Below are 18,006 nucleotides of genomic sequence, written 5' to 3'. Positions count from 1 at the left end.
ATGTGAGCGGCGCAATTGAAATTATAGACCTGTTTGCCGGTCCCGGCGGGCTCGGTGAGGGATTCGCTACGGCCGGGCGTCAAACGGCCAATCCGATGACGATAAGGCTCTCGGTCGAGAAGGATCCGTACGCGATCCGGACTCTTCGGCTGCGTGCCTTTCTGCGCAGCTTCGAAGGCGGTTTTCCTTCCTCTTATTACGACGCATTGAATGACATGCGTCCTTTGCCGGACTGGGGCAATCTTCATCCGGCGAACTGGAAGCATGCGCTCGAGGAAGCGCAGCAACTTGAACTAGGCTTGCCAGGTGTATTCGAGCGCCTTTCCACTACACTGGACAAAGCGCGGGAGAGATGCGCTGGGCGCACGATCCTCATCGGCGGACCGCCCTGCCAGGCATATTCATTGGCGGGCAGGTCCCGCAACGCGGGGAACAGGGCTTATGTCGCGGAGAGCGACAACCGGCATTTCCTTTACCGTGAATATGTCTCGATACTCGATCGCCTCAGGCCGGCCGTATTCGTCATGGAGAACGTCAAGGGGATGCTGTCGAGTCGGGTGTCCGGCGGGGCAATAGCGGACAGGGTGTTCGACGATCTGCGCGGCGCCGGCGACGGCTATGTGCTGCTTCCGCTCACAGCGGAAGGCGACCTTCTGGGCGACCGCCATCCGCGGGAATTTGTCCTGCGGGCCGAGGAACACGGCGTTCCCCAGGCAAGGCACAGAGTAATCATCGTAGGCCTGCGATCCGACGTCGCCCGGGGTCGCCGTTTCACAGGCCCCCTGCTCGTCCGAACGCGACCCTCGGCTGATAACTCGGTGATATCGACAATAGGCAATATGCCGAAACTGCGAAGCGGTCTCAGCCGGAATGACACCGGGACGGCATGGGTACAAACTGTTGGCAATTGGGCTCAGCAGTTGGCAAACGACTCTGCTCTCTCTCCAGAACTCCGGGCCGAATTTCGTAATGTGGCGAATTCCTGTCCAGCACAGTCGCTCACCCGCGCTACCAGCCGGCAGGCTTCACCGATCTGTTCCGCCCCTCTTGCGCTCTGGCTCGAGGATCCGAAACTGGACGTGCTTCTCGATCACGAAACGCGAGGACATATTCCAGCAGATATCGGACGCTATCTATTTGCAGCGGGTTTTGGCCAGATCAACGAGCGATCGCCAAGCCTTGTCGAGTTCCCGGACTACCTTCAGCCACATCACGCTAACCGGCAGACCGGCGCGTTTGCCGACAGGTTCCGTGTTCAACTGGCAAAGGGGCCATCGACCACGGTAACAAGCCATATCGCGAAGGACGGGCATTATTTCGTTCATCCTGACCCGACGCAGTGCAGATCACTGACAGTGAGAGAGGCTGCCCGTCTCCAGACTTTTCCCGACAACTATTTCTTCTGTGGACCGAGGACCGAACAATACAGACAGGTCGGCAATGCCGTTCCGGCGTTGCTCGCACGACAGATAGCACAGGTCGTGCACGATCTGATCGACGGCAGCATCTAATAGGTCAACGCTCGGCCAACTCCGGAATGCCTTTTGGTGGTTCGGGGAAGCTGGCAGCCTTGATCGCTTTCCATGTGTCAGCCCGTTTGGCTACTTCCGAAAATTGTCGGCCGGGGGCAATCTTTTCAAAGGTCGTGTTCACGACCCTTGCCCAGTCCCAAAGGAGGCGCATGAATTGAGCGGATACGGTCTGCTGCTGCCACACCAGATCGAAGTCTATCTGACCGGCAAGCCTTTCCGACAAGGCAGCAACCGTATACGTCGTGATGTTGACCCAGCCTTGGCGGAAAGTCTCCTTGGCCTCCTTTTTCTTGATTGCGCTCTCGATCGCCCTGAAAATGATCACCTTCGCGATCATTGCACGATACCAATCGGGAGTGAGCGGGTTGGGTACAAGCTCGGGATTTTCGTCGAGCGCCGACATGAACGCCGCGAAGTTCTTCTCTCCGGCAAGGGCGACCTGCGCTGGCCGGCCCCTCCACGCTTCGTGAAACTTCGCAATGTCGTTCTTCGAGAGCTTGTGCCGCGTCGGAACCATACGTTGGAATTCCCGCCGCTTGGCGTCCGTGCGCTCGCGGAGCAGCCGCACCTGATAGGCTCCTGCTGCTCTTTCGTAGAACCAGCGGCTTGCTCCATCGGCACACCAGACCTCCTCCGACAGCTTCTCTAACTGAACATGGAACGGCCTGTTGGCGGAGAGGTCCGATGTCTTGACTGCGTTCTGGCTGTTCGCGAACCGTGAAATGTTACCGATCAGTCGCTCGCGCGCATCATCGTCCTCACCCTTGAGGATGATGATCTTTGCCGGAACCATCACATGGCTGAGGTCGATTTCCTTGCGGTCGCGCGAGGCAAAGAAGATCGACGACGTGGTCTGTCCGCCGTTTACGATCTGAAGGCCGCTCATCAACGAGAAACCGAGACCGCCGTCCTCGCATCTGCTCAGCTGCGCGCTGTCACAGACCATGACGAGTCCGTTGTTGAACGCCATGAAATGTTCGGGTTCCCGCAGAAGCGTGTCCGCGATTCCTTGGTTGACCCTGCTTCGATAGCCAAGAAACGTACGAACATTCGCCTCCAGCAATCGCGGTCCATAGCGAAGGTATAGTTCGCGGATCACTTCGCCGGGGATCGCGGTTAGTGCATACTCGTAATCGGCGTCCGGGTCCGGCACATGAATGCACGGGAGTGGTCGCCCAATTGTCTGCTCGAAACTTATCGAAACTTCCTCGCGCGGCTTACCGGACGTGTGCCGATACAGCCGTTCGATATCCATAGCCTCGATCGCAACGATCTTCTCCTGAACCTCCTTCGGTGCGAACCGCTTCGACTTTGTCAGACCATCGGTCACTACGAAGATACGCAGTTGCTGGAGGCTCGACCATTGCTCTCTTATGAAAAGGACTAGCTCGTAGATCTCGCCACTTGCTTCAATCCTTGTGCCGAGCCGACCGCTGGCGGCTTCGAACAGAAACTTGATCCCCTCCTTCGCAGTTGACGCCGCTTCCGCGTCACGGAGCGTCTCGATCTCGTCAGTGCCAAAGTAACGGGTGACGAACAAGTCGAGGCAGGTTTCGTCCGCAGATTGTGCGTATCCTGTGATCCGCAATCGTGCGTTTCCGATTGTGCCGGTCCAGTGGCAGACGGTCGGCGACTCGCAGATATTGGCATTTGCGATCTGATCCATCGCAAGTTCAGCGTAAATCAGTTCCTCGGACGGGAAGCTGCCTTCATCGCTACTGAGTCTCTCAGCAACGACAGCCTGCAACTCCGCACGCAGGTTACGATGGAATTCTTCGATGCTCATTCAACGATTCCCAGCGCCGATAGGGCTTCCGAAAGTTCCATACCCGGCTGCGGAACGGAACTCAGGTCAAGTGTATATGCTGCGCCGGTGATCTGAGCTGGCAAGGCCGCCCGACGAAGCGCGGGGAATTCCTGGTCAACTGCGAAACATTTAAATTCGCTCACGTTGAAAGGGCGTTCGTACAGCGAAGCGTGTTCGTCGTAATATCCGGCGAGGACCAGCATTGCGTCGAACGCCCTCCGCCGGCCTCGAACATCGGCAATATCTCGTATGACAGCGACCAGCCACGACAGGCTGATGCCGGCCGGGTCGTCAGTCAGACGGACCGCGCCGACGAACATCGGTTGTCTTTCGGAATCGAGCTGCTCGATGCTGTTGATTCGCGCCTTGAATGCGTCACTGGTCGAAGTTGTCTTCACCTCAAGGGCGCCCGATCCAAGATGGAAATCCTGCGCCGAGTGCATCGGTCCCTTCCATGAATCGAAAGGAAGGCTGCCGGGCATTACGGCGGCAAGAAGGCGCAAGGTGGCGAGTTCGCCGTAGAGGCCCGCCTGTGCTTCCTGCGAAAGCGGCCTGGAGCCGCGGGACATGAAGGCCTGCCACTCCCGTACACGCTGCAGGAATGCCGCGACGAGTGCCCGGCCGTCCTGCGTCTTCCGGTCGTCCAAAAATCGCAACAGGTCGACCGCCATGATGACGAATATGTCGAACGCGCCTTCCACTCGCCGGATAAGCGCGACCACGTCCTTGCCCATGAAGGCGGCATGTCCCCCGATCACTGCCGCTTCGAACCCACGACCATCCGGAAGGCTGGTCGATTTTCCAAACCAGCCGGACGGAAAGGCGACGACCAGCGCTTCCCTGCTGTCGGGAAAGTGACGACCCGCCTGGACCGTGACCAGACCGATGGTGGTGAGGCTTACTAGGCGCCACTCCTCGTCGCCTTGCGGCTCGGCAAGGGCTCGCCAAGATCGGATCAGCCCGTCCTCAGTCCACCCAGGCATTGAGGCCCTCCCACATTACGCTGTTGCCCATATAGGCGGCATTGCTCACCCTTCTCGTCGAACTGCTGCCGGGGAAGCTGACGGCAAAGCCAACCACCGGATCGGCATCCCTGATCGCGTCAACACCGCTATCGGCCGGATTCAGCAGGTACAGGAGAAGCAGTCCGCGCTCCGGCTGTGCAGCCACGCCGGTTGCAGGATTTCCCTCGCCGAGCGTTTTCCGGATCGCAGGCCCCCTCGGTTCAGCCGGCGGTTCCCGCCCGTCGTTCCGTTCCGCATCGCGGCGCCAAGTGTCGCGACTCAGCTCAAGCGCGGCCTCCCATTGCGCCTTTGTCAGATCGATCGCTTGGTCGCGAGGCGAGATCAGCGTCTTGATGGAATAGCGATCCTCATGGTCCACGGTTTTCTTGCGGGTGAGCATGGCTGTTTCGAGGCCAGCGATCAGGCGCTTGTCCTCCGGGCCGGGATTGTCTTTCGACACCAGTGCCACGGTCCATTTCGTAAGCTCGTCGTCCTTGTTCATCTCATCAATGAAATCGGCAATCAGCGGGCTCATGATCCGGAAGCTTGCAGGATGTGTCCGGTATTCCCGCAGGAAAGTCGTAACCTGCTGCGAGGGAACCTCCCGCCACAGGTGGCCTGCCCATCTCTGGCCCTCCGGCACGTAATGCTGGTCGGCGAGGTCGAGGGCAGGTCCGAGTCTCGCGACGAACCGTTCAGTCGCGGCAAAGTTGGCCGCAATTTCGTCAGGCCTGTTGGGAAACACGATCGTCTGGAGCAGGTCGCCAGAGTAGGTGAAGGATATGGGGCGTGCGTTTCGCATTTTCGCCCGGGACGTTATCGTCAGGACGGAATGCGACCTGACGCGAAGCCCGAAGTCCTTGGGCGTGCCCCCGGCGGCCACCATGTTGTCGAACTCCTGCCTCAGCTCTTCGGCGGCATCAGCGATGTGGCCGAACCATTCGACAAGCTCAGTTGTGGTATACAGCCTGCAGACATCGAGATAACCGTCCCTGTAGCCGAACCAGCGCCCCATCTGCATGAGCGTATCGTACATCCGCGCGCTGCGCAGGAAGTAGCTTGTGCATAAGCCTTCCAGGGTCAGGCCGCGCGCAAGCTTGTCGCCACCTATCGCTATGACCTTGAGACCGGTCTGCTCATTCTCCGCGTAGTCAAGGGCATCCTTGGCTGTGCCGTTTATCTCTCTGACCCTGATGTCGGCGATGACGTCCGGAAGCACGTCCCGGACCTGTGACCAATCGAAATCCTTTAACTTCTCGTCCTCAACGAGATCCGCCCGAATACGGGCCATGCCCGGCCGGAAGCGGCTCTCGTACTCCTCACGCATCAGCGCCTCGGTATCAGCCAGGTCGATGCCGCGCTGGTAACGCCCCTTCAACTGCCTGACATACTCGGCGACCTGCAATACCACTTCTGCTTGGACGGACGTGAAACGCGTCACGTGAATCAGCATCGAGGCATGACGGCTGCCCTGTCCCCTGAGCTTCCTGACAGCGCAGGCATACACGAACGAGCGCACCGCCTCCTCCAGCGAATCTGGCAACTTGGCCTGCCCGTTCCACCTTGGGCGGTAGCCGTTCTTGTGCCGTTGCGGCATCCACGAGATGTATTCGGCATCGGCAAGCGCTCTCGTCAGCGGCAGGTCTACCGCAGTCGACGACGCGGAGCCGAAGACCCTTCCCGGACCGATATAGTTCGACGGGGCAGCAAGGTTCGTGATGAACGCCGACGGGAAAAGGTCAGGGCCATGCTCTTCCGTGGCACCCTTGTCGTGGATGAAGATATTCGCGAACGGGGTGGCGGTGTAGCCGACATATGCCGACCGGGCGAAGTGATGCAGGACGGACCGGATCAGCCGATTGATGGTGGTAGGTTGGTGTTCAAGATCTGGCTTGCCATTCTCGTCAAGCACATCCTCGCCGGTATCGACCGATCCGTGATCCGACTCGTCGTCGATCACCAGTATCGGCAGATTGGTTACCAGCCTCCGTCCTGTTACCGGATCCGTGTAGTCCGCAACCCGGTTTCGAATCCAGCCGAGCAACCGTTCGAGGACCGTCTTGTTCTTCTTGATAACAAACAACCACGGCCTCTGCTCAGGGGTAACCCCAAGCTTGGCGGCAGCCTGCTTGTTGAAATCACCGTTCTCCGTGCGGTTGGTTGCATAGTTTGGCCGGATCGAATGGTCTGCATCAATAAGACCCACACCGACGGGTGGGAGATCGTCGGCATTCGCAAGGGTGGCAAATCCGAGGAAACCTTCATCAAGACGAATTTGCGTCTGCGCCCTCAGATTGTTGTGAAGCCCAGCAAGTACGATTATTATCTTGTATCCTGCATCGGCCGCTTTGCAGATGAGCCCCGTGTAGTTTCCGGTCTTGCCAGACTGAACGTGACCTACCACCAGTCCACGCCGGTCCCATGTGCCGGTGCGTCTCGGATCTTCAAGGTGCCCCAGAACTTCGTCGGTGGCCTCGTCCAGCGCATCGAGCGCGACAAGCGGAATCTTTGCTTCCATGTATTCCGAATATCGGCGCCAGTAGAGCCAATCCTTTTTCCGTTCCGCTGTGAGCCAGGGAACGTGATCGGTGTCGTCGGAAAGGGTCGCGTTACGGCCGATCGTGTGGCTGTAACGACGGATCAGTTCGTCAACGAGCCGGTCACGCTCCACCAACTCGAAATCGTCTTCCATGATCGCCTCGAGCTTGTTGAGCTCGGAATCGATCATCTCGGGCGTGATTGCGTCGCCCGTCTTGGCAGATGTGCGTCGAAGGAGATTCTGTGCCATGCTCAAGATCGAGTCGAAGGCACGCTGATCTGTTGTCGTCATTCGCTGTTTCCGCCAATTCTTTGGACAATATCGGGATGCTGGTCGAACGGAGGCGTGCGAGAAAGCCGCAGCCGCGCTTCATCTGGGCTAAGTCCTCTAAATTCGACCAGAGCTTCGAACAGACTGTTCAGTGTCGTCTCGATTTCGTCGGGTGCCGCTGCAAAGCCACCCCGGGACACGTTGGTCTGCTCGGCGGTATCGAGCCAGATTTTCTGCACCGGCACGGTCTCGGCAATCAGACTGAGCAGGGATATTATGTCAGACCTTAGCGATCCCGCGCGGTCCAAGATCGAGGCGACGAGATCATGCTGCTTGGATATGCGGTACGAATTGCCCTTCGTAGAATGATGCACAGCCCATACGTCGGGGATGCCGCCACTGGCCTCTGCCCGTCCGGTGGTCAGCCGGCCGCGATGCGCAAAGACCCGTTTGGCGACATCCCGGGTTTCCGATGCTAGCCGGGTCAGCTGCGTTCGCAGGCGGACCGGCACGCTGGCCGTCGACTTCAGTATATTGATCTTCCATTCGGCGTCGGCCGTGTTCGGGATATCTAGGCGTATCCGCGCAAGGCGGTGAGCCTCGTCGCGTGTCCAGCGTCGTCCGCGGTCGCCCAGTCCCAGCCATCCGCCGGCGAGAAGCAGGCGACGGTTCCTGTAAATGTAGAATCCTTCCTGGGCGGGCCAGCCAACCGGGCCGGCTGCCGCCTCGTATTCGGCAGGCTTCAGCAAATCCTTGTGCGGAAGGACGTGGCACTGCGCCATAACACCTGTTGCGTTCTGCAGGCGGTACTCCACGCTTTCCATGGCCTTTCCCGGATGGCCTGTAAGAAACGGATCCCAGCTTCGTACGGGCCGACCATTGATCCGGAGTTTCAACCCTTCATCAATCAGCCGGTGAAACGTCATCGCAAGATGACTTTCGACCTGTTCGATCAGGTCAATCATGTCCTGCGCGGTGAAGCCGTCCGTCACGACTCGATCGAGGTTTTCCCACAAAACAACTGTGCCCGTCTCGCCGGTCAGTCCGGCGGCAATGCGACTTTCCGAACCGGACCGCGCCCCCTCATGCAGCAGCCAGCTTCCTTCTGCGCCGCCGAGCTGATCCAGATCCCAGCGAAGGCAGCTTCGCTCGTGATCGGCCTTGGTGGTCGCAACGGTCAGTATTCGCCCTTGCGAGAAACTTGCCGTCTTCAGGCCCATGCCAAATCTGCCGAGATCATCGGCACGCCGTTGTGCCCGCGGATCACGCGCGCCCAGCCGCATTGCGGCTTCGAGTTCCGCGTCGCTCATTCCACGGCCGTTGTCACCAATCCTGATCCAACTGTCCGAACCGTTCCATTCGAACAGCACGTCCACACAATCGGCTTTCGCACTGACCGAATTGTCTACCAGATCTGCAATTGCGGTCGCGGTAGTATAGCCGAGCCCACGCAGAGACTCGAGCATTGCTCCTGCAGCTGGTGGGATATTTCTAGTGGCCGACATTTAGAGCAGCCCGCGCAAGGCGCGTCTACGACTTGGATGAGAAAGCTTTTGAAGCGCCTTTGATTCAATTTGCCGAATTCGTTCACGTGTGACGCCGAAGACCTTGCCGATCTCTTCCAGTGTCATGTCGTTGTCACGACCTATGCCAACCCGCATCCGGATTATGGCTTCCTCGCGTTCTGATAATTGATTCAGTTCTTGGCTAAGGATGCTGGCGATTTGGTTGTGCGTTACCACTTCGTCTGGCCCTTCAGCACGTGATGCAATGCTACTCTCAACTCGATGGAACGGAATCGGGTCAGAAAGAGCAAAATCCAGCATCCTAATTATTGCGACTTCGATGCCAGCAGATGTTGCCACCTCCATTTCTGTCGGGGAGCGCGAATGCGCATACTCGAATTCCTCGGCATGCGCCTTGACCTTGTCGTGAAGTTGCATCCGATGCACGGGAACACGGATCAATGACCCTTGGTCCGCCCTCCAGCGACCTATCCGCTGCCTGATCCAGAGCAGGGCGTACAAATAGAAGCGAACCCCGCGTTCGGGATCAAAGCGTTCTGACGCCCGCCGAAGACCGAAATATGCTTCCTGGAAGAGCTCTTCCGCATCCTCATCGTCTTTGACAATCTTGGCTGTTTCCCGACGCATGAATGAAAGATGCGAAAGCACGAGCTTTTCGGTCGCGCGGTCGCAGACGCTCATCAGCCCGCGTATCGTCTCGCCCGCTGTCTCGCCTTGGCTGGCCGCAAGTTCGACCAAACAATCTTGGCGAATTTCCAGGTCCTCAAGCGCTTGAATCGCATTTCGCCGGAATCGACCTCCGTTTTCGATACCCTGCTCGACCGCATTGTGGAGGATTTCAATATTTCCTCGAAACTCTTCCACATCTGAGTCGGCGTCGACGTCGATACCCAAGTCCGTGAAGTCGTCGGGTGCAAGCTCGCCTGCCAAGACAAGCTCGCCGCGCCTGACGACCTCGCCCAAGACACCGTGAGTGTCGAGAATGCCGTTCAGCAAACCCCGACGGGCGTTTGCAATTTCGCGAAGAATTCTCTCTTCGCTAATCCGGTCGAGAGTGAAGGGGGCGCTGCCAGGAACAACCGTATTACGGGTGCAGGCGGCAACGATTGCCTCACTCAGTACGGTCGCATCGATCAGGTCGAGGGCAACGTCGGGAAGAGGCCGAAAATCTTGGGCATCCTGAATCACGGGTATACCCGCAGCCGTGAGCACCTTGCGCAAGTTGCCCTCGATATCTTTCCGATGCGGGTTCCCCCGGCACGCGCCCACCAAATCCCGGATTGCCTGATCAGTCACGGTACCGATGGCAAGGGCTTCGACCACAAAAGCGTGCGCAACATCCTCGGACAGCGCTAAGCTTGTGTTTCTGAGCTTCCGGGGTTGGCGCGATCGACGGCGCGCGGAAGAATGCGAGAAATCTGCGGCGTCGTCGATGCCTGGGGACCGACTGGCCTCAGATCGGGACAGACCTGCTACGTTTACCGTAGCGAGACTTGCTGGCAGTTCCCAGTCTTCATTATCTTCCGATCCGCCGGTTCGCATTCCGGACCGGGGGAAAATGGCGGTAAAAGTTGCCGATGCCGTATCGTTCGACTGCCGCGCGAAATATTCTGCTGGCTCCTCGATCCCGTCGAAATCGATCAGATCGACGCCAACATTCATAAACGGCTGCGCCGCTTTCTCGTCAGGTTGCAGCACGGCGAGAACCGGGGAAGCGGGACTTGGCGCGACAGGTTCCGGACCGGCAAGAAGTCGGGCGAGGTCAAGATGACCGGCTTCTGCCGCCATCGCCGCGGGGGTCTGCTTCGCGTCGTTCCGGGCTTCGGGATCGGCACCCGCTTCGAAGAGCGCGTTGCACGCGGTCAGATGGCCGCCCGCAGCGGCCAAATGAAGCGGGGTATCGCCCTTAGGGTTGCGACAGCCCAGCCGGCCATTCGCGATGATCGAGGAAATGACGCGCTCATCACCGGATACAAGCCCGCGCTGCTCGGCGGCGTCCAGCAGTTCCGGGCGAGTCGACGTCGGCTTGACGATGCCAGCCGCTTCACGGCGGGGAGGTAGCGCATCCAGCGAACGGGCAAGGGCAGCATATCCCGCAGCCTTGGCAAGGTCCGCAGCGGTCCGACCTGAATTGTCCCGTGTCGAAGGGTCACAGCCGGCAGCGATGTAGATCCGGCACACGGCTGCCTTGCCGGACATCGCAGCGAGGTGGAGGTGCGATCGTCCGCCTGCGTCCACTTCGACCAAGTGGGCAGGGTCGCGAGATGCGCGATAGGCCCGCTCCTCTTCGGTCATCGATGCGACACCAAACGACACGGACCTCACCACCTTCGGTCGGCCAAGTGCAGGTGAAGCACTGCTTGCGACATGCGTACCGTGTCAGGGAGGTGGCCCGCCGCCAAGCCGCTCAGCCGGCTTGGTGCCGAAACCCCAGCATCGAACAGCGGCTTCGATTCCACCATTTTCACGCGGTCATTCGCCAACAGGGTTTCGTCCAAGGCGTGCCCCGCCCAAGTCGCCGATCGATCCGTGCGGCGGCCAGCACACAACGGGCGGCCTTGTGATCGAACGATGAATCCTGTCGTGAACATCCAGTCCCCAAAAAATCTAACGGCGTAGCTCTGCCAAGACGCGATGCTTCCGCGCGATCCGAAGCTCGTCAAGCCTCGACATTCTGTCGAAATATTCGATTTGGTTCTTGTCACCCGAGTCAGCTGGAATGAACATGCGACAGAAGCGGACGCAGAGGGGCGCATGACCGAAAGAATGGCCAAGCTGGACCGGCTGCTCGCACTTGTCCATGCGCTATCCGAAACAATCGAGGGACTGACGCTCGACGAAATGGCAGAGCGGCTCGATGTTAATCGGCGCACGGCGGAGCGGATGAGGAACGTCATTGCCCGGCACTTCGATCTGGACGAAATCGCCGACGACCGCCGCAAGCGCTTCCTGATTCGCGACAGCCTGCGCCGCGTCTACACCCGGCCGACCGCCGCCGAGGTCGCCGCCCTTCAGGCAGAGGTGGATGGGCGCATATTGGCGGGGCAGAAAGCCCGCGCGGAGCAACTGGCGAGCCTGCTTGCCAAGGTGAAGGGCGCGCTCGACGACCGGGAGAAGCGGCGGCTCGACCCTGATCTCGATGCGCTCGCCCGGCTCCAGCGGACGATGGTGACGGCGGGGCCGATAGCCACCGTGGCGCCGGAAACCGTGACCGTCATCCAAAGCGCCATCCTCGCCGGCCGCTGCGTGGAGTTCCACTATGTGACCGAGGATAGACCCGAGCCGCGCTGGCGGCGGGTGACGCCTTACGGTCTCGTCCACGGCCCGCTGACCTATCTACTCGGCAAGATGCCGGGCCGCGACGAGCAGCCGGTCTATTTCCGGCTCGACCGAATGACCGAGGCGATTGTCAGCGATACGCTCGGCTGCGCGCCGGACGACTGGGACATTGACGCCTGGCTGGCCGAGAGCTTCGCGGTGTGGCGCGACGATAAGCATGACGTGGTGCTGCGTGTGCCAGCCTCGTCCGCAGCCCGCGCAAGGGGCTGGCGCTTCCATCGTCTGCAACGAATCGAAGAGTTGTCCGATGGCGGGCTCAGCATTCGATTCAGCGCCGGCGGCATGCGCGAATTGGCGGAGCATCTGTTCACTTGGGGCGGCGAGTTGGTGATCGAGGAACCGAACGTGCTCATCGAGACGATGCGCGAGCGCCTTGCGGCGGCACAGACAATGCTGCCAGCCTGTTCGGCGTCCGATTCTGTCGCTGACGATGCGGATAATTAGAGCTTGATGGCACGGATGCTGCTTTTCTGTTGCCGGGGATCGTGGGCAATATGATCGTGATTTTGCGCGCCTTAATGCGATGGACCGGGTGGCTGATCCTCTCGTTCCTCATCGTCGTTGCCGTATTGGCGCTGCTTCACGATCTCCCAGGTCGCGTTTCGGCATCGAGGCAGGAAGCGAACGCCGCGCGAGCGAACGCGGACAATCTGTTGTTGGCAAGGCCCATCTTTGCGCGGCAGGCGCGAGATGCGATCTCCAACGCCGATCAAGAAATTGCTATGCTGCGCCGCGCCGGAGCAAACGAACTTGGTCAGGCCGAGGCAGATATCGCGCGCCGGCGCCACGAGGCGCGAGGCCGGGTGCTCAGCACGCACGAGATCCACTGGGCCGTTGCGCGCGGACAAACCGATAGGATTGTCGCCAGCTACCGCGCAAAATACCTCGAATTGCCGTTGCTCGATCGCGCCGCCGCGCTAGCTCAGGTGCGTTTGGGCAACCTGCGAGAGCGTGCAAATCACGCGACCCAGCTCGCCTCCGTACGCAAACGGATCGCTATTCACAAACGGGAAGTGGTAGACTTTAATCGCCGGATTCAAGCCTACAATGCGTTGCAGCAGCGGGCTAGAATGCAATGGCGTAATCCGCTGTGCTCGCAGACTGCTATGCCGCTCGTCTGCGCAGACGTGCGCCAGCTCAGAGAACTCAAGAAGGATTTGGACCACCGCCGACATTGGCTGGATCAAGAGAGGCGCGTGCTAGAGGCCGAAAAAGCAGCGATCCGCGCGCTTCGACTTGAGCGCGAGGCGGTTGCGGACGGAAAACGCATTGCCGGCGAAGCTATAGCTGCGCTCGATCGTGCGGCAGAGAAATACTCCGACGACGCCGAGAATTTAGCGTGGAACAAGACCGCGGGTGCGTTGCGCCGCTATGGCTGGCAGGCGTTCTGGATCGTAATCGGCAGCGTTCTGCTGCCGCTGCTGCATAAAGCGTTCGCATTCTGGATCATCGCGCCGCTCGCCAGCCGGACGGCACCAGTGCGATTGTGCGAGCCTGGGCTGATGCTGCGCGCATCGCCATCCGGCGTCGCTGTCGACGTGCCGATCGACCGCGATACCGAGTTGCTGGTGCGATCCGGCGTGCAGGATCGATCGAACGACATCCAGGTCGATGACAAGCTATTCCTGAAGAACCGCATGTTCCTGGCGTGCATCGCTGCGGGGCTCGTCAATCTCCAACGATTCCGAAGCAGTCGGCAAGATCATGTCACCGTGACTGGGACCGATGACGAACATTATGAGGTGGCTTTAATCGAGGTGCCGGAGGGGGGCGCGATGGTGCTGCAACCGCGGGCGCTTGTCGGTGTAGTCAAACCGCGATCTCGGACGTTGATTATAAGACGGCTGTGGCGATTGCGCTGGCTGATCTCGTGGATCACCTTCCAGTTCCGCTACATCGTCTTTCACGGGCCATGCACGCTGATCGTCCAGGGTCGGCGTGGCGTGCGGATCAAGGATGCGGCGGAGGGCCGCGCAACCAACAAGCGCCTTGTCCTCGGTTTTGACGCCGGCCTCGCTTACGGCGCTGCCAGATCAAGTTCGTTCCGTCCATATTTGCTCGGCCGGACAAGCCTGTTTGATGATCGGTTCACAGGACGCGGGCGATATGTTTACGAGGAGCGGCCGGCAGGCGCCGGAAAAGGCAGTATCTGGGGACGAGGATTAAAGGGCATCGGCGACACAATCCTGAGTGCGTTGGGCATATGATCGCATTAAGCTTATGATACACCCGACGACCATTTCTGTCGCAGTGGCCCGCCACAGCTAAATCATGATGACTCGCCAGCCCACCTTCCTGTCCGGCGTGCCAGAGGATCTGGTCCGCGCAGCCCTCAGCAAGGCCGGCGGCAATGAGATCGACAGCGGCAAGCTCGACAGTCCGGAGAGCAGCGCGGCGCTGGCGATCAACGCGTTCGGCTGGTTTCTGGAACGGCCGGCTGACCTGCCACCGTTCCCTTCGCTCGCCGATCTCAACTGGCCGGCAGTTCGCGTCGATGTCGAGCGACAGATGCGTTTCCCATGGCGCGGTGGGCGGCATCCTTGGCTCGACGCGGCGGTCGAAACCGCGACACAGTTGGTCGGCGTCGAGTCCAAGCGGTTCGAACCGTTCCGCGACGCCAAGTCGATCAAACTGTCCGACGCCTATGATCGCGACGTCTGGGGCGAGCGGATGGCGCCGTTCATGGCGATGCGCGACCGCCTGCGCACCGGCGATGCTCGCTATGTCCACCTCGATGCCGCGCAACTGGTCGAGCACGCCTTCGGTCTGGTCACGGAGGGGCGCCGTCTGGAGAAAATGCCGGTGCTGCTTTACCTCTACGCCGAACCGACGCACCGAGGCACTACCGCCATTCCGGCCACCGCGATCGAGCGGCATCGCGCCGAGATCGCCGATTTCGCCACCGCGCTAGCGGGCGCCAAGGTGCGGTTCGCCGCCTGTTCGTGGCGTGAATGGCTTGCAGGCTGGACCGGCGACACCCGCGATCACGCCAATGCGCTCATCGAGCGCTTTCAGGCATGAGGGGGACGACCATGACCGATCGCCCGCGCCGCTTCGGCCTCTCCAAGTCGAAGATCACGATGTTCGAGCAATGCCCCAAGCGGCTGTGGCTGTCGGTGCATCGCCGTGAGCTGGCCGAGCAGGACGAAGGTGCCGAAGCACGCTTCGTCACCGGGCACGAAGTCGGCGCGATTGCCTGCTCCTTGCTGCCGGACGGCGTGATGGTCGAGGCCGAGCCGGACCTCGCAACAGCGCTCGCCACTACGCAGGCGCTGCTTGATGGCGAACACAATCGACCGATCTTCGAGGCAACGCTTCAGCACGACGGCGTCCTCGTGCGCATCGATGTGCTGGAGCCGGATGGTGCAGGCGGCTGGCACATGGCGGAGGTGAAGAGCTCGACCAAGGCCAAGGACTATCACGTCGGCGACCTCGCGACCCAGCTCTGGGTCGCGCGCAATGCCGGTGTGCTGATAAGCAGCGCGGCGATCCGACATATCGACAGCAGCTTCGCTCTCGAACGCGCTGGCGATTACGATGGCCTGTTCGCCGATACCGATCTGATGGCGAAGGCCGAGCCGATCATCGCCGGTCGAGGCGAGACCGTCGCGGCCGCGCGGGCGACGCTGGCCGGTGCCGAACCGGATACCGCGCCGGGCGCCCATTGCGATGCGCCGTTTCCGTGCGAGTTCGCCGGCTATTGTCACGCAGCGCTGCCGCCCGTGCCGGAATGGCCCGTGTCCGTGCTGCCGCATGGCGGCGGCAAGCGCTGGATCGAACAGGGTGTCGTCGATCTGCTGGCCGTCGATCCCGCCGCGCTGACCAATGCCGTACACGCTCGGGTCCATCGCGCAACCGTGTCAGGCGAGGTGTATCACGATGTCAAGGGCGCCCGCGCAGCGATGGCCGGCTGGGCGTTCCCGCGCACCTGGCTAGACTTCGAGACGATTGGTTTCGCTGTTCCGCGCTGGATCGGCACGCGACCATACAGCCAAGTGCCGTTCCAATTCTCGGCCCACGTCGAGACTGCGGACGGCACCATCACGCATCTCGAATTCCTGAGCCTCGACGGAAGTGATCCGCGGCGCGCGTGCGCCGAGGCGCTGGTCGAGATGGTGCCGCCGACCGGCGCGGTCATCGGCTACAACGCCAGCTTCGAAAAGGGGCGCATCCACGAACTGGCCGCCGCGTTCCCGGACCTTGCCGACGCGCTGAACGCGATTGCGGCGCGCGTCGTCGATCTGCTGCCGGTCACCCGCGCGAACTGGTATCACCGCGACCAGCGTGGCAGCTGGTCGATCAAGGCCGTGCTGCCGACGATCGCCGCCGAGATGGACTATGCCGCGCTCGAGGTGAAGGACGGCGGCAGCGCACAGGAGGCTTACGCGGAGGCGATCGCGGCGGGCTGCACGCCGGAGCGCAGGCTGGCGCTGGATGCCGCACTGCGCGCCTATTGTGGTCGGGATACCGAGGCGATGATCGTGCTGGCGCGGCGGCTGCAACTTCATGATGATGTGTGCGGAGGGGAGAAATGAAGATGGACGACGATGCCAATTCGCTGGTGCTGGAATCGATGCCGCCGAAGCGCGTGCTTCGCGACCGCATCGACCGCCTGTCGGTGTCGGCGGATGCAAAGGCGCTGCTGAACGATCTGCTCGAGATGGCGATAGAGGTCGGTGGTCGTGTCATCGACGCCGGCCGACGAATCCTCGCCTTCGTCTTCGATCTGGTCGAACGCTTTCCGAACACCGCCTTCGGCGTGATCGTCGCTTCGGTGGTTTCCACGCTGATCGCGTCGATCCCGCTGCTCGGCCTGGTGCTCGGTCCGCTTCTTTCGCCGCTGTTGCTGGCTTTCGGCCTGACTGCCGGCGCGATCGCAGACCTCAAGGATGCCCCGCTACGAGCACGGGTGGGCGCGCTGGAGCGCCATTTCGCATCCGCGACCCAACATGCGTGAGGGTGGCGCAACCGACCTGACGCTGAAGGAACGGTTCGCCTCCGTCGATCGCGTGGTGGCGGATCCGGTACGCTTCAAGCTGCGCCTCGGCATCGGTGAGGAGGCGTACACATCGCTGCGTCTGAAGAACAACGTCCTGAAGGTCTGGGATATCGGCAGTTGGGGCGGGACCGGCGCGGCAGTGGCGTCGTCGAAGATGGTCGCCAGCACGTTCTTCGCACCGACCGGCTTCATGGCGCTGATCGGCCTTGGCACCGCGGCGACGCCGGTCGGATGGGTCGTGGCGGCGGCGGTGACGTCGGCCGGCGCCTATTACGGCGTGACGCGCCTGTTCGGCCGCTATGCCGGATCACGCGTCGACACGATCCCCAAGTTCATCAACACGCCCATCGACGTCCTCGGCGCTGCCCTGCTGGACCTGATGGGCGGGCTGGCGATCCGTGTCGCCGCCATCGACGGCGAGATCGACGATCGCGAGATCGAGACCATCGTCGATCACTTCGTCGCCGATTGGGGCATGGATCGGGACTACGTCGAACAGGCGCTGTCAGTGTTCCAGGCAAATATCGCCAAGGCAACGATCAAAGAACTCGCGGGCGAGCTGGCGAAGTTCATGACCGCCAACCCTGATTGCAACGCGACCGCAATGTCGGCAACGCTGACCGCCTTTCTGCGGGATATCGCGATGGCCGATGGACGGATCGACGAACGCGAAGACCTGGCGATCGACGCTATCGCCGTTGTCATGGCACAGTCAGAGCCGGGAATGATCGTCAGACTTGGGGACGGTGCGAGCCGTGCATGGTCGGCGACTACGGATGCGGTCGCAGCGGTCGCGCAGACCCTGCCAGACAAAATGAGAAATCTCTATGCGCTAGGCGGGAAGCAAACCAAGGCGAGCAGTGACGAGGCCTGACGGAAGCTGTCCCTGAAAGCAGAGCTGAGGCCAAGCAGCGCCAAATCGCACCTCCATCACTGACGACGCACCGAAATTATCCAACAATCTGAGTGCCCAGCTTTGTCCCCTGTGGG

The 18,006-nt window shown here is 60.9% G+C and carries 12 protein-coding genes; 7 read left to right on the top strand and 5 right to left on the bottom strand.

Going from position 1 to position 18,006, the window contains the following annotated elements; genetic code table 11:
• Positions 1-2: 2 nt before the first annotated feature.
• Positions 3-1,511: a DNA cytosine methyltransferase gene (dcm, locus tag AAIO73_RS13845; protein WP_345878786.1), complete on the top strand. Its 1,509-nt coding sequence runs from the start codon at positions 3-5 to the stop codon at positions 1,509-1,511.
• Positions 1,512-1,515: 4 nt separating this feature from the next.
• Here the strand turns inward: dcm and AAIO73_RS13840 are convergent, their stop codons facing one another.
• From AAIO73_RS13840 to AAIO73_RS13820, 5 genes are read right to left on the bottom strand one after another with little or no spacing between them, the layout of a single operon-like run.
• Positions 1,516-3,318 (bottom strand): AIPR family protein, encoded by a 1,803-nt coding sequence (locus AAIO73_RS13840; RefSeq protein ID WP_345878785.1) that lies wholly within the window; start codon positions 3,316-3,318, stop codon positions 1,516-1,518.
• Positions 3,315-4,322 (bottom strand): PD-(D/E)XK motif protein, encoded by a 1,008-nt coding sequence (locus AAIO73_RS13835; protein WP_345878784.1) that lies wholly within the window; start codon positions 4,320-4,322, stop codon positions 3,315-3,317. The genes AAIO73_RS13840 and AAIO73_RS13835 overlap by 4 nt, the downstream gene beginning before the upstream one ends.
• Positions 4,306-7,173, bottom strand: coding sequence for a Z1 domain-containing protein (locus AAIO73_RS13830; RefSeq protein WP_345878783.1), 2,868 nt, complete (start codon positions 7,171-7,173; stop codon positions 4,306-4,308). The genes AAIO73_RS13835 and AAIO73_RS13830 overlap by 17 nt, the downstream gene beginning before the upstream one ends.
• Positions 7,170-8,618: an ATP-binding protein gene (locus AAIO73_RS13825; RefSeq protein WP_345878782.1), complete on the bottom strand. Its 1,449-nt coding sequence runs from the start codon at positions 8,616-8,618 to the stop codon at positions 7,170-7,172. The genes AAIO73_RS13830 and AAIO73_RS13825 overlap by 4 nt, the downstream gene beginning before the upstream one ends.
• A gap of 39 nt (positions 8,619-8,657) precedes the next feature.
• Positions 8,658-10,973, bottom strand: a complete 2,316-nt coding sequence (locus AAIO73_RS13820; protein ID WP_345878781.1) for a sigma-70 family RNA polymerase sigma factor — start codon at positions 10,971-10,973, stop codon at positions 8,658-8,660.
• Between the two features lie 471 nt (positions 10,974-11,444).
• Between AAIO73_RS13820 and AAIO73_RS13815 the strand changes: the two genes are divergently transcribed.
• The 6 genes from AAIO73_RS13815 to AAIO73_RS13790 all read left to right on the top strand — a co-directional run bounded on the left by AAIO73_RS13815 (position 11,445) and on the right by AAIO73_RS13790 (position 17,890).
• Positions 11,445-12,461, top strand: a complete 1,017-nt coding sequence (locus AAIO73_RS13815) for a helix-turn-helix transcriptional regulator (protein ID WP_345878780.1) — start codon at positions 11,445-11,447, stop codon at positions 12,459-12,461.
• A 50-nt stretch (positions 12,462-12,511) separates the two neighbouring features.
• A complete protein-coding gene (locus tag AAIO73_RS13810) occupies positions 12,512-14,224 on the top strand; it encodes a hypothetical protein (protein WP_345878779.1) in 1,713 nt (570 codons plus the stop codon).
• A gap of 64 nt (positions 14,225-14,288) precedes the next feature.
• Positions 14,289-15,038, top strand: a complete 750-nt coding sequence (locus AAIO73_RS13805) for a PGN_0703 family putative restriction endonuclease (RefSeq protein ID WP_345878778.1) — start codon at positions 14,289-14,291, stop codon at positions 15,036-15,038.
• Positions 15,039-15,049: 11 nt separating this feature from the next.
• Positions 15,050-16,552 carry a DUF2779 domain-containing protein gene (locus tag AAIO73_RS13800; RefSeq protein ID WP_345878777.1) on the top strand — a complete coding sequence of 501 codons (1,503 nt, stop codon included), beginning with the start codon at positions 15,050-15,052 and terminating at the stop codon, positions 16,550-16,552.
• Positions 16,549-16,974 carry a hypothetical protein gene (locus AAIO73_RS13795; protein WP_345878776.1) on the top strand — a complete coding sequence of 142 codons (426 nt, stop codon included), beginning with the start codon at positions 16,549-16,551 and terminating at the stop codon, positions 16,972-16,974. Before AAIO73_RS13800 ends, AAIO73_RS13795 begins: the two co-directional genes overlap by 4 nt.
• A complete protein-coding gene (locus AAIO73_RS13790; protein ID WP_345878775.1) occupies positions 16,967-17,890 on the top strand; it encodes a tellurite resistance TerB family protein in 924 nt (307 codons plus the stop codon). The genes AAIO73_RS13795 and AAIO73_RS13790 overlap by 8 nt, the downstream gene beginning before the upstream one ends.
• Positions 17,891-18,006: the final 116 nt, after the last annotated feature.

Origin of the sequence: Sphingomonas epibiotica, assembly GCF_039615155.1 — a bacterium.
Taxonomy (GTDB): Bacteria; Pseudomonadota; Alphaproteobacteria; order Sphingomonadales; family Sphingomonadaceae; genus Sphingomonas.
The sequence above is the reverse complement of the archived record's forward strand: the minus strand, read 5'-3'. Positions and strand labels throughout refer to the sequence as shown.

Coding starts and splice junctions, on each gene's coding strand:
- AAIO73_RS13790 (WP_345878775.1), top strand. CDS start 16,967: ATGCGTGAGGGTGGCGCAACCGACCTGACGCTGAAGGAACGGTTCGCC.
- AAIO73_RS13805 (WP_345878778.1), top strand. CDS start 14,289: ATGATGACTCGCCAGCCCACCTTCCTGTCCGGCGTGCCAGAGGATCTG.
- AAIO73_RS13825 (WP_345878782.1), bottom strand. CDS start 8,618: ATGCTCGAGTCTCTGCGTGGGCTCGGCTATACTACCGCGACCGCAATT.
- AAIO73_RS13830 (WP_345878783.1), bottom strand. CDS start 7,173: ATGACGACAACAGATCAGCGTGCCTTCGACTCGATCTTGAGCATGGCA.
- AAIO73_RS13795 (WP_345878776.1), top strand. CDS start 16,549: ATGAAGATGGACGACGATGCCAATTCGCTGGTGCTGGAATCGATGCCG.
- AAIO73_RS13810 (WP_345878779.1), top strand. CDS start 12,512: ATGATCGTGATTTTGCGCGCCTTAATGCGATGGACCGGGTGGCTGATC.
- AAIO73_RS13820 (WP_345878781.1), bottom strand. CDS start 10,973: ATGACCGAAGAGGAGCGGGCCTATCGCGCATCTCGCGACCCTGCCCAC.
- AAIO73_RS13815 (WP_345878780.1), top strand. CDS start 11,445: ATGGCCAAGCTGGACCGGCTGCTCGCACTTGTCCATGCGCTATCCGAA.
- AAIO73_RS13840 (WP_345878785.1), bottom strand. CDS start 3,318: ATGAGCATCGAAGAATTCCATCGTAACCTGCGTGCGGAGTTGCAGGCT.
- AAIO73_RS13800 (WP_345878777.1), top strand. CDS start 15,050: ATGACCGATCGCCCGCGCCGCTTCGGCCTCTCCAAGTCGAAGATCACG.
- AAIO73_RS13835 (WP_345878784.1), bottom strand. CDS start 4,322: ATGCCTGGGTGGACTGAGGACGGGCTGATCCGATCTTGGCGAGCCCTT.